The sequence below is a fragment of the Pseudomonas sp. NPDC088414 genome, assembly GCF_044753325.1.
Lineage (GTDB): Bacteria > Pseudomonadota > Gammaproteobacteria > Pseudomonadales > Pseudomonadaceae > Aquipseudomonas.
In genome coordinates, this window is record NZ_JBIVMY010000037.1 from 41,091 (window position 1) to 54,019 (window position 12,929).

At 59.7% G+C, this 12,929-nt stretch carries 16 protein-coding genes; 3 read left to right on the forward strand and 13 right to left on the reverse strand.

Annotated elements, in window-relative coordinates:
- Positions 1–7 precede the first annotated feature (7 nt).
- Positions 8–1,198 (forward strand): osmoprotectant NAGGN system M42 family peptidase, encoded by a 1,191-nt coding sequence (locus ACIP8I_RS23570; protein WP_400764333.1) that lies wholly within the window; start codon positions 8–10, stop codon positions 1,196–1,198.
- 202 nt (positions 1,199–1,400) lie between these two features.
- Entirely contained in the window at positions 1,401–1,628 is a 228-nt protein-coding gene (locus ACIP8I_RS23575) for a YheU family protein (RefSeq protein ID WP_007965656.1), read from the forward strand.
- A gap of 4 nt (positions 1,629–1,632) precedes the next feature.
- On the opposite strand, the gene csrA is transcribed toward ACIP8I_RS23575, so the two are convergent.
- From csrA to ACIP8I_RS23590, 3 genes are all read right to left on the reverse strand, one after another.
- Complete coding sequence (gene csrA, locus ACIP8I_RS23580) at positions 1,633–1,818, reverse strand: carbon storage regulator CsrA (protein WP_258675603.1); 186 nt, start codon at positions 1,816–1,818, stop codon at positions 1,633–1,635.
- Positions 1,819–1,964: 146 nt separating this feature from the next.
- Positions 1,965–2,297, reverse strand: coding sequence for a YnfA family protein (locus tag ACIP8I_RS23585; protein ID WP_007965651.1), 333 nt, complete (start codon positions 2,295–2,297; stop codon positions 1,965–1,967).
- A gap of 63 nt (positions 2,298–2,360) precedes the next feature.
- Complete coding sequence (locus tag ACIP8I_RS23590) at positions 2,361–3,176, reverse strand: SDR family oxidoreductase (RefSeq protein WP_007965649.1); 816 nt, start codon at positions 3,174–3,176, stop codon at positions 2,361–2,363.
- A gap of 321 nt (positions 3,177–3,497) precedes the next feature.
- Between ACIP8I_RS23590 and ACIP8I_RS23595 the strand changes: the two genes are divergently transcribed.
- Entirely contained in the window at positions 3,498–3,656 is a 159-nt protein-coding gene (locus ACIP8I_RS23595; protein WP_169432680.1) for a DUF3309 family protein, read from the forward strand.
- Positions 3,657–3,713: 57 nt separating this feature from the next.
- Here ACIP8I_RS23595 and ACIP8I_RS23600 read toward each other — a convergent pair whose 3' ends face one another.
- From ACIP8I_RS23600 to ACIP8I_RS23645, 10 genes are all read right to left on the reverse strand, one after another.
- Entirely contained in the window at positions 3,714–5,807 is a 2,094-nt protein-coding gene (locus tag ACIP8I_RS23600) for an LTA synthase family protein (RefSeq protein ID WP_400764338.1), read from the reverse strand.
- A 311-nt stretch (positions 5,808–6,118) separates the two neighbouring features.
- Complete coding sequence (locus ACIP8I_RS23605; RefSeq protein WP_367085336.1) at positions 6,119–6,724, reverse strand: START domain-containing protein; 606 nt, start codon at positions 6,722–6,724, stop codon at positions 6,119–6,121.
- A 41-nt stretch (positions 6,725–6,765) separates the two neighbouring features.
- Positions 6,766–7,020, reverse strand: a complete 255-nt coding sequence (locus tag ACIP8I_RS23610) for a YkgJ family cysteine cluster protein (RefSeq protein ID WP_007965643.1) — start codon at positions 7,018–7,020, stop codon at positions 6,766–6,768.
- Positions 7,021–7,185: 165 nt separating this feature from the next.
- Positions 7,186–7,677 carry a translation initiation factor 2 gene (locus ACIP8I_RS23615; RefSeq protein ID WP_400764342.1) on the reverse strand — a complete coding sequence of 164 codons (492 nt, stop codon included), beginning with the start codon at positions 7,675–7,677 and terminating at the stop codon, positions 7,186–7,188.
- A gap of 78 nt (positions 7,678–7,755) precedes the next feature.
- The gene (locus tag ACIP8I_RS23620; RefSeq protein WP_400764343.1) at positions 7,756–9,195 is read right to left on the reverse strand and encodes a PLP-dependent aminotransferase family protein; all 1,440 of its coding nucleotides are present in this window, start codon (positions 9,193–9,195) and stop codon (positions 7,756–7,758) included.
- 201 nt (positions 9,196–9,396) lie between these two features.
- Entirely contained in the window at positions 9,397–10,209 is an 813-nt protein-coding gene (locus tag ACIP8I_RS23625; RefSeq protein ID WP_400764344.1) for an OmpA family protein, read from the reverse strand.
- The gene (locus ACIP8I_RS23630; RefSeq protein WP_177325746.1) at positions 10,206–10,562 is read right to left on the reverse strand and encodes a DUF4398 domain-containing protein; all 357 of its coding nucleotides are present in this window, start codon (positions 10,560–10,562) and stop codon (positions 10,206–10,208) included. Before ACIP8I_RS23630 ends, ACIP8I_RS23625 begins: the two co-directional genes overlap by 4 nt.
- Before the next feature lie 9 nt (positions 10,563–10,571).
- Complete coding sequence (locus ACIP8I_RS23635) at positions 10,572–11,393, reverse strand: substrate-binding periplasmic protein (RefSeq protein WP_400764346.1); 822 nt, start codon at positions 11,391–11,393, stop codon at positions 10,572–10,574.
- Between the two features lie 80 nt (positions 11,394–11,473).
- Positions 11,474–12,403 carry an FAD-binding protein gene (locus ACIP8I_RS23640; protein ID WP_329696169.1) on the reverse strand — a complete coding sequence of 310 codons (930 nt, stop codon included), beginning with the start codon at positions 12,401–12,403 and terminating at the stop codon, positions 11,474–11,476.
- A gap of 2 nt (positions 12,404–12,405) precedes the next feature.
- Positions 12,406–12,929 (reverse strand): electron transfer flavoprotein subunit beta/FixA family protein (locus ACIP8I_RS23645; protein WP_400764347.1); only part of this gene is annotated, 524 nt, incomplete at its 5' end.

A 12,929-nucleotide genomic window follows, 5' to 3' on the forward strand; every position in this document is an offset into this window, starting at 1 on the left:
AGTTTCCATGACCACACACATCCCCGAACCGGATCTGAACTACCTGCAGAAAGTCCTGCTGGAAATGCTCGCCATTCCCAGCCCTACCGGGTTCACCGACACCATCGTGCGTTACGTCGCCGAGCGTCTGGAAGAACTTGGCATCCCTTTCGAAATGACCCGTCGCGGCACCATTCGCGCCACGCTCAAGGGCAAGAAAAACAGCCCCGACCGCGCCGTCTCCGCGCACCTCGACACCATCGGCGCCGCCGTGCGTGCGGTGAAAGACAACGGCCGCCTGACCCTGGCCCCGGTCGGTTGCTGGTCGAGCCGGTTTGCCGAGGGCAGCCGGGTCAGCCTGTTCACCGACAACGGCGTGATTCGCGGCAGCGTGTTGCCGCTGATGGCCTCCGGGCACGCGTTTAACACTGCCGTTGACGAGATGCCGATCAGCTGGGATCACGTCGAATTGCGTCTGGATGCCTACTGCGCGACCAAGGCCGATTGCGACTCGCTGGGCATCAGCGTCGGCGACGTGGTGGCGTTCGACCCGCTGCCGGAATTCACCGAGAGCGGCCACATCAGCGCCCGACACCTCGATGACAAGGCTGGCGTCGCCGCGTTGCTGGCCTCGCTCAAAGCCATCGTCGACAGCGGTCAGGAGTTGATGATCGACTGTCACCCGCTGTTCACCATCACCGAAGAAACCGGCAGCGGTGCGGCGGCGGCATTGCCGTGGGATGTCAGCGAATTCGTCGGCATCGACATCGCGCCGGTCGCGCCCGGCCAGCATTCCAGCGAACACGCGGTGAGCGTGGCGATGCAGGATTCCGGCGGGCCTTACGACTACCACCTGTCGCGGCATTTGCTGCGTCTGGCCGGTGAAAACGATCTGCCGGTGCGCCGTGACCTGTTTCGCTATTACTTCAGCGATGCGCATTCGGCAGTCACTGCCGGGCACGACATCCGTACTGCCCTGCTGGCCTTCGGCTGCGATGCGACGCATGGTTATGAACGTACGCACATCGACAGTCTGGCGGCGCTCAGTCGCTTGCTCGGGGCGTATATTCTGAGTCCGCCGGTGTTCGCCAGCGATGCGGCGCCGGCCAATGCTTCGCTGGATCGCTTCAGTCATCAGATCGAGCATGACACGCAGATGGAGAGCGATACGCGGGTGCCGTCGGTGGACAGTCTGGTGGGGCAGCGTTCCGACAGTTAATCCGGGGTTCTGTGGTGGCTGGCCTGGCCCCATCGCTGGCAAGCCAGCTCCCACAGTTTTCGGGGTGGATCACTTGTCTGTGTACACCATCAAACCCTGTGGGAGCTGGCTTGCCAGCGATAGGGCCGATACTGCCCACACAAAACTGGCAGCCAGCCACCAATCGCCGTAGCATCCCGTCATTGATTTAGCCGAGGTGCCCATGCTGATTCCCTACGACGCTCTTGAAGTCGACACCCTCACCCGTCTGATCGAGGATTTCGTCACCCGCGACGGTACCGACAACGGTGATGACACCCCACTGGAAACCCGCGTGCTGCGCGTACGCCAGGCGCTGACCAAAGGTCAGGCACTGATCGTGTTCGACCCGGAAAGCGAACAATGCCAACTGATGCTCAAGCACGACGTGCCCAAGCACCTGTTCGAGTGAAACCTCAGCGAACCTTTTCCCTGATCTGTTTGCGCTGGATCCGCTCGTAGACTTCAGAGCGGTGCACATTGACCTTCTGTGGCGCCTCGACACCAAAGCGCACACTGGAACCGTTGACTGACAACACCCGTACGGAAATGTCGTCACCGATGGAAATCAACTCGCCCACAACACGGCTGAGTACAAGCATGGAGTTCGTCCTTCAGGGTTAGCCAGCCCTGAAGATGCGCGGTGGGCACGCGCTCTACAATGGGTCGCGCGCAATTCAGTCTTGCCCTACATCCTGAGTCGCTACGCCCTTCAGACATTTCCTGCAAATGGCTAAACAGTCTCGCCTCAAGCGGCAGTAAATCGCGGTCCGAACAGGATCACGCTGGCGCCGATCACGCACAGCGCCACGCCGATCCAGTCCGAACCCAGCGGGCGCACCCGCTCGACCACCGCCAGCCAGCCGATCGACGCGACGATGTAGATCCCGCCATACGCGGCATAGGCGCGCCCGGCGTAAGCCGCTTCCACGCGAGTCAGCAACAGGGCGAACAGGGTCAGGCTGAGCAGCGCCGGGATCACCCACAAGGCACTCTTGCCCTGACGCAGCCACATGAAAAAGGCGAAACAACCGGCGATTTCAAACAGCGCCGCAAGGAAGAACCACAGATAATTGAGCATTGATGTGTCTCGACAGGGTGACCATTGCGGCCACCCTAACGACGCGACACCCTTCGGGCAAGTTCAGCCGTTGGTTTGTCTGGCCTTGGCGCGCATTTTATCGGCCATGGTGGTCATTTCGTTGTAGATCAGTTGCGGGTTCTTCTGTTTGATCGCCCATGCCATGCGCCCCTGCTCGTGCGGCAGGATCATGAACTCGCCGGCGGCCACTTGCTGGTAGATATAGTCAGCAATGTCGGCAGCCGTGATCGGCGAACTTTCCAGCAACTTGCCGACCTGGGCTTTCATGGCCGGCGTCGGGCCACGGAACGAGTCGAGCAAGTTGGTCTGGAAGAACGACGGGCAGACCACATGTACGCTGACTTCCTGCTGCGCCAGTTCGATCAGCAAACTTTCCGACAACGCCACTACACCGGCCTTGGCCACGTTGTAGTTGCTCATGGCCGGGCCTTGCATCAACGCCGCCATCGAGGCGATGTTGATGATCTTGCCTTTGCTCTGTTCGAGCAGCGGCAGAAACGCTTTGCAGCCCTTGACCACGCCCATCAGGTTGATCGCGATCTGCCAGTCCCAATCCTCCAGCGACAGTTCGCTGAAGAATCCGCCGGACGCCACACCGGCGTTGTTGACGATGACATCGATGCCGCCGAGCTTCACTTCGCAAGCCTGAGCAAACGCGGTGAGCTGGCTGTAATCACGCACGTCGCAACGTTGGGTGAAACCGTCGCCACCAGCCTCGCGCACCAGTTTCAGGGTTTCCTGCAGGCCGGCTTCGCTGACGTCGGACAAGGCCAGCTGCCAGCCTTCACGCGCCCAGCGCAGCGCGATTTCGCGACCTAGACCTGAGCCCGCACCGGTGATCATCATGCGATTTTGCATAGCAGACAGCCTTGTTGTTCTGTAGGAGTTGCGCGAAGTGTAGCGAAGGTTGTGCGTGCGCCCACTCTCCATCAAGTTGCTGAATGGAGGATCAAAAGATCGCAGCCTTCGGCAGATCCTACACCGATTCCTGTAGGAGCTGCCGAAGGCTGCGATCTTTTGATCTTGCGCTTAAAGGAAATAAGCCTGCGGACCAAATACATTAAAAAAACATTGAATTTTCTTTCACGCGCACCGGTCGGAATTTGTAAGCCGTCTGGAATTAGTTAGCCTCCAGTCGCCCTTGAACACCAAGACTTCTCGAACACTATCAACAAGGAAATCGACATGGGCACAATTCTTATCATCATCCTGATCCTGTTGCTGATCGGTGGTCTGCCGGTCTTCCCGCACTCCAGAAGTTGGGGTTACGGTCCTTCGGGCATTATCGGCGTGGTGTTGGTGGTGCTGTTGGTCTTGCTGTTACTTGGCAGGATATAAAACCCCAAGACAAAAAAAGAGGCCTTCAGGGGCCTCTTTTTTTATGCAGCGGTTTTATCAGTCTGGCTTGCCGTTGATCACACCGGCGGTGTTGTCCATCAGACTCTTGGTCGCCGTTTGCAGGAACGCTTCAAGCTTGAGCTTCAGTTCGGCGGTACGCGGTGCGTCCGGAATGATCTCGGCAGAAGGGTTCGCGCCCAGTTGGTACTGGTAGATCTTCGGCGCCATTTCCTTCTCTTTCGGCAGCACCAGGATCTGGTCGGCGGTGACGATGGCGGTGGTCTGCTCGCTGCCCGACGGCTTGATCACACCGAAACCGGTATCGCCTTCCGGCAGGTTCAGCAGGTCGCGGCCCCAGCACTGGTGACGCACTTCGCCGCCCAGACGGCCCATGATGGTCGGCACGATGTCGATCTGCGTACCCACGGTGTGGTCACGGGTACCGAACTTCTCCTGAATGCCCGGGGCGATCATCAGCATCGGCACGTTGAAGCGGCCCAGGTCCATTTCAGTGATCTGGCGCTCGTTGCCGAAACCGTGGTCACCGACGATCACGAACAGGGTTTCCTTGAAGTACGGCTCTTTGCGCGCCTTCTCGAAGAACTGACCCAGTGCCCAGTCGGCGTAACGCATGGCGGTCAGGTGTTCGTTGAGGCTGCCGCGATCAGTCACGCGCTCCACCGGCAAAGGTGTCGGCAACGCATACGGCGTGTGGTTGGACAGGGTCTGCAGCAGCGCATAGAACGGCTTGCCGTTTTCCCGCGCCTTCAATTCCACCAGACCACGGTCGAACATGTCCTGGTCGGACACGCCCCAGGTCGGATCGGAGAACACCGGGTTGACGAAGTCATTACGACCCACGAAGTTGGTCATGCCTTGGTTGCTGAAGAAGCCCGACTGGTTATCCCAGGCAAAGTCGCCGTTGTAGACATACACGTCGTCATACTTGCGCGCACTGAGCAGTTGCGGCAGGCCGGAGAGCTTGTGGCTGCCTTCCGGAGTCTGCATCAGGTATTCGAAGCCCGGCAGGTTCGGGAAGCACGCCATGGTCGCAAACATGCCCTGATGGGTGTGCGTACCGTTGGAGAAGAAGCGGTCGAACAGCAGGCCTTCCTTCGACAGTTTGTCGAGGTACGGCGTGATGTTGCCCGGTGCGCCCAAAGCGCCGACCGAGTGCCCGGCCATGCTTTCCATCAGGATCACGACTACGTTCTTGATCGGCAGGGTCTTGTCGGCCGGTGGCGTGTAGTCACGACGCACGGCGGCGATGTCGGCGTCGACCAGTTTGTCGTCCGGCATCACCAGCATCTCGCGCACCACTTTCTGCGCCTGTTCCTGCGGCAGGGTGGCTTTCCAGATGTTGTTGCGATCCTCGCCCATGCGGTCTTTGGCAGCGGCGATCAGCGACAGCGTACCGTTGAGGCCGAGCTGGTTGGCGAAGTTCGATTCGGTGGTGTACACGTCACCCCAGCGCAGCGGCGGGCCCTGGCGCAGGGTGCCACGAGCGGCCACGACGCAGATCATTAGGCAGACCACGAACACCGCCAGGCGGGTGTACCACGGCGCCACCTGACGGGTGCCGACGTTGCCGCCGCTGAACGGGCCACGTGGCCGGGTCGCGCGGTCGGCGCCCTTGAACGCCAGGGTCAGGATCACGGTGCCGATGACCCACGCCAGCAGGTAGCGCACCACCGGGAAACCGTACCAGAGCATGCTCATCACGGTTTTCGGGTCTTCTTTTACGTACTGGAACACCAGGCCATTGAGGCGCTGGTGGAACTCACGGTAGAAGTCCATTTCCATCAGACCGAGGAACAGCGCGATGCTGGACGCCACGGTCAGCCACAGACGGAAGAAGCCCCGCGCAGCCATCGCCCGCGCACTGAACAGTGCCAGCAGCAGCGGAACGCAGACGTAGCCCACCAGGCGCAGGTCGAAACGCAGGCCGTTGGCGAAGGCTTCGAGGAAGGTCGAAGCCGGGGTATCGAGGATCATCTCGCGGTTGTAGACCAGCAGCGCGAGGCGCAGCACGGAAAACATCACCATCATGACCAGGGCACACAACAGTGTGTAGGCCAGATGCGATTTGACGGTCGGTTGCAGCAGGCGAGTGGAAGATCGCTGCTGATTCAGGGCGTCCGGGTTTGCCATGTCGTTTTAGGACCCATTGGAAGTTGAAGTTGCAAAATACAGCGGCGCCATGCCCTCTATTGGCCATTCCAGGCCCCGGGGCGTGCGCGGTGCGCAAATGTTGCACGATCAACGGCAGCATTGCCATTGATTACTGCCGCCCTGCCCGACTCTTTCATGCAAGCATTCGGATACGGACAAGCGGGGCTGCGCGGGCGAATTGTCTGGAACACTTTGTGAAAATTTCGTCCAACGCATATCTGGAAACACAATATAACGACAAAACAAAAACGCCCCGAATCGGTCGGGGCGTTTTGCTGTGAGCGCGAAGATTACTTCTCAGCGCGTTCTTTCAGGGCTTTAAGGGTGTTGAAGGGAGCATCGACCACGAACTTGTTGGCAATCATGCTTGGCACGCTGCCGCCTGGTTCAGTGTGCACCTGATAGGTCACTTCAACCTGATCACCTTTGGGCACGAACTTCCAGAAGCCTTTGACCTGAGCGACACGGACAAAGCCTTTCTCTTCGGGAATGTACTTCGGCACGCCTTCGAGGTTGCGGGTCAGGCTGCCATCGGCACCTTCAACGGTGGTGACGTGCAGCACCGAATCGCGTGGGGTGACTGGCCACGGCGTATTGAACTGGGTGTAGGTCCAGCTCTGATCGCCTTCGTGTTTGAGCAGTTTCTGGGTTTTGCACTCGTGAATCCAGGCGCAGGCTCCGGACACGTCTTCCTGCAAGGCACGCAGTTTGGCAACGGTGGTCTTCATCAAGGCAACACCCTGATAGGACTTGTAATCGGAACCCGGCACTTCGGCCAGCGAGACCTTGATCCCGTCCTGCTCCTTGGCGACTTTCCAGTCCTCAGCCTGAGCAACCGAAGTAACCAGCACAGCCGTCAAACCACACAACACAGCGATACGATGCAGCGAACCCATAGTCTTATTCCTTATTGTTGAAGTTCCGTTCGTTTGACACATCACGCCGCCGTCATCTGCTCCCACCAGCCGATCAGTTTGATCGCCTCTTCCGAGCTGCTGCCACAGACTTCGACATCGGCGGCAAATCCTGAACAGACCGCCGGGCGCTCCGGCTGGCCGAAAATGTTGCACAGGTTTTCGACCGACAGCTGCACGCAACGTTCGCCGGCAGGTTTGCCGTCGGGCATGCCCGGAATGGCAGAACTGATGGACGGGGCAATACAGCAAGCGCCACAGCCTTCACGGCATTTCATGACGAGCAAGTCCTCGCGACGGGCAATGTGTTAAAGAGACACGGACAGAGTAACCGCTAAAACGGTTGTTTCAAATTCCCTGAACCGGGGTTTTTACCGATAACTGAATGTGACTGACCAGTCTCCGACAAAGCGTCTGGTTCGCGGGTCACGGATCGATTGAATTTATTGCTTGAACTCGAAATCCAGCGCAGCGCCTTCGACTTCGCGGCGCTCTTCGTTGCGCAGCTGCAACTGCATTTCGTTGCTAAGCAGGCGGCCATTGAGCTGGAAGCCGCTGTTCTTCTCGCCAAACATCTGCGGCAGGATCGCCTCGTGCTTGGGCAGCGACACGGTGCCGGCGGGTTTGAGTTGCTGAACCATGTCCTTGGGCAGGCTCAGATCGAGCTTGGCCGGCGGCAGTTTGGTTTTCACCACTTCACTGGCCGGTTTCGACTTGGAGGCAATCGGGGGCCGCTTCTTCAGCGGGGCGACTTTCTTTTGCGGGGCTTTTTTAACCTGAGCTTTCTTGTCCGCAACGGCTTTGCTGCTGGCGGTTTTACTCGCCGGAGCTGACACCGCAGGCTTTTCCTGAACGGCGGCTGCCATGACACCGGGCGCATCGCCCATCGTCAACACACCAAGCAAAATCCAGGCAGCAGGCAAAATCGCTTTCATGAGCCCCACAACACTAACGGCAGAGGGCCATATGCTCGCTTGTTGAGCGTCACAAGACAAGCACGACGCGCCGCTCGTTCAGAAACCGCCAGCGGTTTCCTGACACAGTTGGGTCGCCAGCAAACCGAGGGTCATCAGCGCCCTTTCCGCCTCGCGATTCCACGGCGTACCGCAGTTCAGGCGAATGCAGTGATTGAACTGCTCGGTATTACTGAAGATCAGCCCCGGCGCAATGCTGATGCCCTGCTGCAATGCGCGGACGTGCAATTCCTGGGTATTGACCCTGCCCGGCAGACTCACCCAGAGGATGAAACCGCCCGTAGGCCGGGTCATTTGCGTGCCTTCGGGGAAGTACTGCTGCACCGCCAGCTGGAACGCACTGAGGTTTTTTCGGTATTCCTGGCGGATGTACCGTAAATGCCGGTCATAACCGCCATTTTCCAGATAAGCGGCAATCGCCATCTGCGTGACGCTACACGCCGAATGCGTGGTGAAGGTCTGCAGGCGCTGGATTTCCTGCTGATACTTGCCGGCAATCATCCAGCCGACACGCACGCCCGGCGACAACGTCTTGGAAAAGCTCGAGCAGTAGATCACCCGATCCAGTCGATCGTAGGCCTTGAGGGCTTTGGTGCGGCCCTGTTCGAACATCAACTCGCCATAGATGTCGTCTTCGACGATCTGGATATCAAAATCCGAGACCAGGCGCAGCAGTTGCTTCTGCCGCTCTTCGGGCATGGTGCCGCCCAGTGGATTGCTTAGTCGGGTGGTCAGCACCAGCGCCTTGATCGACCATTGGTTGGCCGCCAGTTGCAGGGCTTCGAGGCTCATGCCGGTGGCCGGATCGCTGGGGATTTCGATCACTTTCAGGCCCAGCAGATCGGCCAGTTGCAGCAAGCCGTAATAGGTTGGCGATTCGGCCGCGATCAGATCACCCGGACGGGTCAGCACGCGCAATGACATCTGCAAGGCATCGACACACCCGTGGGTAATCACCACTTCCGATGGATCGACCACCACACCAGCATCGCGCATGCGGATCGCCACTTGCCGGCGCAGCGGTTCGAAACCGGGGCTGAACATGTAGCTGAATGCCCGAGGACTATGGAAACGAGTGACCTTGGCCAGTTGCTGATGCAATGCGCGCACCGGCAAATAGTCAACGCTAGGTACAGCGGCGCCCAACGGGAAAACCCCCTCGCGCCGGGATTCGACCAACACTTGCTGAATGATACTGGCGCGGGTGACCAGGCCTGGGCGTTCGACCCGGGCGATGTCCGGGGTCGGGGCTGTCAGCGCCGGGGTCTGGTGCACGTAGTAACCGGACTGCGGCCGCGCCCGGATCAAACCCTGATCTTCGAGATTGGCGTAGGCCTGCAGCACCGTTGCATGGCTGACATTGAGCTGCGAACTCATCTTGCGCACCGACGGCACGCGTTCCCCGGGCTGATAGACACCGCGCCGGATGTCTTCCGCCAGTTGTTGAGCAATACGTTGATAGAGCAAGAGGTTGGTCATGACGCAGCACTCGATTTCACGGGCATTTTATTCTTGTGTGAAACAATACCGGAACAGTTTAGAAGTGTACTGGGACAGTTGCCACCATAGTCGACCATACAGTGCAGTGTCAGCTACAACTCTACGGATTTGCGTGCCAATCGACAGACGTAAAAAAGCCCGGCTCTGCATGACAGGCCGGGCTTTCCAGAGACGCAGCCCTCAGCGGGCGGCGCCGAGCTGGCCTTTTTCGTCGGAGAACACAATTTCCACCCGACGATTCTGTGCCCGCCCGCGCTCGGAAGCATTGGCGTCCACCGGGTACTCGTCGCCGTAACCTTCGACGTGAATCCGCTTGTCCTCAATCCCGAGGTCCATCAGCACATCGGCCACGGCCTGGGCGCGATCACGCGACAGCTTGAGGTTGTCCTGTTTACCGCCGGTGCTGTCGGTGTAGCCCTCGATGCGCACCACGCGTTTCGGGTTGAGCTGCAGGAACTGCACGATCTTCAACACCACGCGATTGGCCGAGTTCTTCAGCTCCGCTTCGCCGGTGTCGAACAGCACGTCACCCAAGGTCATGACCAGGCCGCGATCGGTTTGCGTGGTGGCCAGCGCAACGATCTGTTCTTCGAGCCACTTGCCCTGCTGCTGCACGCTCAGCAGTTTGGACTCGCGCAGGGCCAGTTGCAGGCGCTGGCGCTCCAGCTCCAGCTTCGCCGCGCGCTCTTCGTTGAGCACCAGATTGGTGTGTTCGCGGGCGATTTCGCTGTAACGCTGACTCAGGTAGGCGTAATGCGCGACGTCCCAACCGCTGCCCCAATAGGTCGACAGGCGATCGGCACGGGCCAGCGATTCACCGGCGCGGATCACGTCCTTGGGCGCGATACGCAGCACGTTGGAATCTTCCTTGACCTTCTGGAAGTCGCTGCTGGCCTGTTGCAAGGCGGCTTCGCTGTGTTGACCGGCGCAACCGTAGAGGCTTGCGCAACCGGCCAGAATCAACCCGCCGAGGGCTTTGGACTTGAGGCTCATTGGGCATCTCCCAGTTGCTTGCGCAGACGGATGATGCGGGTGTTGAGCACGTTCAGTTGCTCTTCGCTCTTTTGCGTCAGCACCTTGGCTTCGGCCAGACGTGCATCCAGCTCGGCCTGTTCGGAACGCATGCGCGCGTTCTTGTAAGACTCGTCGGTCATGTTGCCCTTGGCCCGGTTGAACTTGTCTTCGGCCAGTTTCATTTCCGGCATTTCATCGGCGGTCGCACCGACAGCCTTGGCCTGGGTGATGGCCTGCTCGGTCAGGCGCATTTGCTCAATGGGCGCAGGATCGTTGGCGCAGCCGGCCAGGGCCAGAACGGCCATGGCCGCGAAAAGAGGTCGAATACTCACTAAGAATCCCTACTGTTTTGGGGCACTGACAGGTGGCTGCGGCTGTTGCTGCTGAACCTTCCAGCGCTCGATGTTGCGTTGCAGCGCGGCTTCGGTCAGTCCGGACGCGGGCAATTCTGTCATCTTTTTAGCGAGCTGTCCGCGCAACCACGGATCGTTGCAGGCCGAGTTGTGCGAAACCGCGAGGAACAGACCCGGGCGGTCGATCGGTTGCTCGAAGGCCAGCAGGTCATTGGCCATGCCCAATGCCTGCGCAGCCGCCATGCCCGAGTAGCGACCGGCGAGTACATATTCCACCTCACCCAGCAGCAATTTCTGAAAGGCCTGGGTGATGTTTGCCGTCCGCGTCAGGGTCAGATTCTGCTCGGCGAAAGTGCCGAATGCCTGGGTCATTCGAGACTTTTCCGACATCCCGCCGGTGTGCCCGTGCAGGTCTTTGGCTTCGCTGTAGACCAGCGCCGAGCCTTTGCGCGTCCACACCAGATAGTCGTTTTCCAGCAACGGCGGATAAATGTAGTCGAGGTTTTCCAGTTCATTGAACATCAGCGGCGTGTCAGCCAGCATGTCCATGCGCCCGCTGCGCACTTCATCGAGGGCCTGCGAGCGTTTGCCGGCGTAGAGCAGCTCGACCTTGATCCCCAGATCCTTGGCCACTTGCTGCAACAGGTCGGCACTGGCGCCGATCAACTGCTTGGGATTCTGCGGATCCTGCCACAGGTACGGCGGCGCATCCGGGCTGCCGGTGACGACGAGGCGCTCGCATTTGCCGGCGGCCGCAGCCATGCCCGACAAGAAGATCAATCCCGATAACAGCCAGCGGCGCAGATCCATGGCAAAACACTCCCACTCAAATTCGAGACAAAAAAAAGCCCGACCACAAGGCCGGGCTCTTTATAAGTGAAGCCGCCGGATTAGACCAGCTTCTCCAGCTCAGGTACCGCTTCGAACAGATCCGCCACCAGTCCGTAATCGGCCACCTGGAAGATCGGCGCTTCTTCGTCCTTGTTGATCGCAACGATCACTTTGGAGTCTTTCATGCCGGCCAGGTGCTGGATCGCGCCGGAGATACCGACGGCAATGTACAGCTGTGGCGCAACGATCTTGCCGGTCTGACCGACCTGCATGTCGTTCGGGACGAAACCTGCGTCGACCGCGGCGCGCGAAGCACCGACGGCGGCGCCCAGCTTGTCGGCCAGAGCGTACAGGTGTTTGAAGTTGTCACCGTTCTGCATGCCGCGGCCGCCGGAAACGACGATCTTGGCAGCGGTCAGCTCAGGACGATCGGACTTGGCCAGTTCTTCGCTGACGAAGCTGGAAGTGCCGGCGTCGTGCGCAGCAGCAACCGCTTCAACAGCCGCCGAACCACCTTCAGCGGCAACCGGGTCGAAACCGGTGGCGCGCACGGTGATCACTTTGACCGGGGCGGTCGACTGCACGGTAGCGATGGCGTTACCGGCGTAGATCGGGCGCTTGAAGGTGTCGGCGCTTTCTACCGAGATGATCTCGGAGATCTGGTCAACGTCCAGTGCAGCGGCAACGCGCGGCAGGATATTTTTGCCGTTGGACGTGGCGGCAGCCAGGATGTGGCTGTAGCCCTTGCCCAGCTCTGCAACCAGCGGCGCAACGTTTTCCGGCAGCTGATGCGCGTAAGCGGCATTGTCAGCGTTCAGGACTTTGCTCACGCCAGCGATTTTCGCAGCGGCTTCAGCCACGGCGCCAGCGCCTTGGCCTGCAACCAGAACGTGGATGTCGCCGCCGATTTTGGCAGCAGCAGCCACGGTATTCAGTGTGGCCGGGGCCAGCACTTTGTTGTCGTGTTCAGCGATTACCAAGATAGTCATTTTTAGATTACCTTCGCTTCGTTTTTCAGTTTCTCGACCAGTTCAGCCACCGACTTGACCTTGATACCCGCGCTGCGTGCAGCTGGCGCTTCGACTTTCAGGGTCTTGTTGGTGGAGGCGGTGGAAACGCCCAAAGCGTCCGGAGTCAGCACTTCAAGAGGCTTCTTCTTGGCTTTCATGATGTTTGGCAGGGACGCGTAGCGCGGCTCGTTCAAACGCAGGTCGGTGGTGACGATGGCCGGCAGTTTCAGCGAAACGGTCTGCGCGCCGCCGTCGATTTCGCGGGTCACGGCAACGCTGTCGCCGGAGACTTCGACTTTCGAGGCGAAAGTGCCCTGAGCGTATCCGCTCAGTGCAGCGAGCATCTGGCCGGTCTGGTTGTTGTCGCTGTCGATCGCCTGTTTGCCCAGGATCACCAGCTGAGGCTGTTCCTTGTCGACCACAGCCTTGAGCAGCTTGGCCACGGCCCGCGAAGGCAGGTCTTCAGCGGCTTCGACGAGGATGGCGCGGTCGGCACCCAGAGCCA

Coding starts and splice junctions, on each gene's coding strand:
- ACIP8I_RS23570 (WP_400764333.1), top strand. CDS start 8: ATGACCACACACATCCCCGAACCGGATCTGAACTACCTGCAGAAAGTC.
- ACIP8I_RS23575 (WP_007965656.1), top strand. CDS start 1,401: ATGCTGATTCCCTACGACGCTCTTGAAGTCGACACCCTCACCCGTCTG.
- csrA (WP_258675603.1), bottom strand. CDS start 1,818: ATGCTTGTACTCAGCCGTGTTGTGGGCGAGTTGATTTCCATCGGTGAC.
- ACIP8I_RS23585 (WP_007965651.1), bottom strand. CDS start 2,297: ATGCTCAATTATCTGTGGTTCTTCCTTGCGGCGCTGTTTGAAATCGCC.
- ACIP8I_RS23590 (WP_007965649.1), bottom strand. CDS start 3,176: ATGCAAAATCGCATGATGATCACCGGTGCGGGCTCAGGTCTAGGTCGC.
- ACIP8I_RS23600 (WP_400764338.1), bottom strand. CDS start 5,807: ATGGCAAACCCGGACGCCCTGAATCAGCAGCGATCTTCCACTCGCCTG.
- ACIP8I_RS23605 (WP_367085336.1), bottom strand. CDS start 6,724: ATGGGTTCGCTGCATCGTATCGCTGTGTTGTGTGGTTTGACGGCTGTG.
- ACIP8I_RS23610 (WP_007965643.1), bottom strand. CDS start 7,020: ATGAAATGCCGTGAAGGCTGTGGCGCTTGCTGTATTGCCCCGTCCATC.
- ACIP8I_RS23615 (WP_400764342.1), bottom strand. CDS start 7,677: ATGAAAGCGATTTTGCCTGCTGCCTGGATTTTGCTTGGTGTGTTGACG.
- ACIP8I_RS23620 (WP_400764343.1), bottom strand. CDS start 9,195: ATGACCAACCTCTTGCTCTATCAACGTATTGCTCAACAACTGGCGGAA.
- ACIP8I_RS23625 (WP_400764344.1), bottom strand. CDS start 10,209: ATGAGCCTCAAGTCCAAAGCCCTCGGCGGGTTGATTCTGGCCGGTTGC.
- ACIP8I_RS23635 (WP_400764346.1), bottom strand. CDS start 11,393: ATGGATCTGCGCCGCTGGCTGTTATCGGGATTGATCTTCTTGTCGGGC.
- ACIP8I_RS23640 (WP_329696169.1), bottom strand. CDS start 12,403: ATGACTATCTTGGTAATCGCTGAACACGACAACAAAGTGCTGGCCCCG.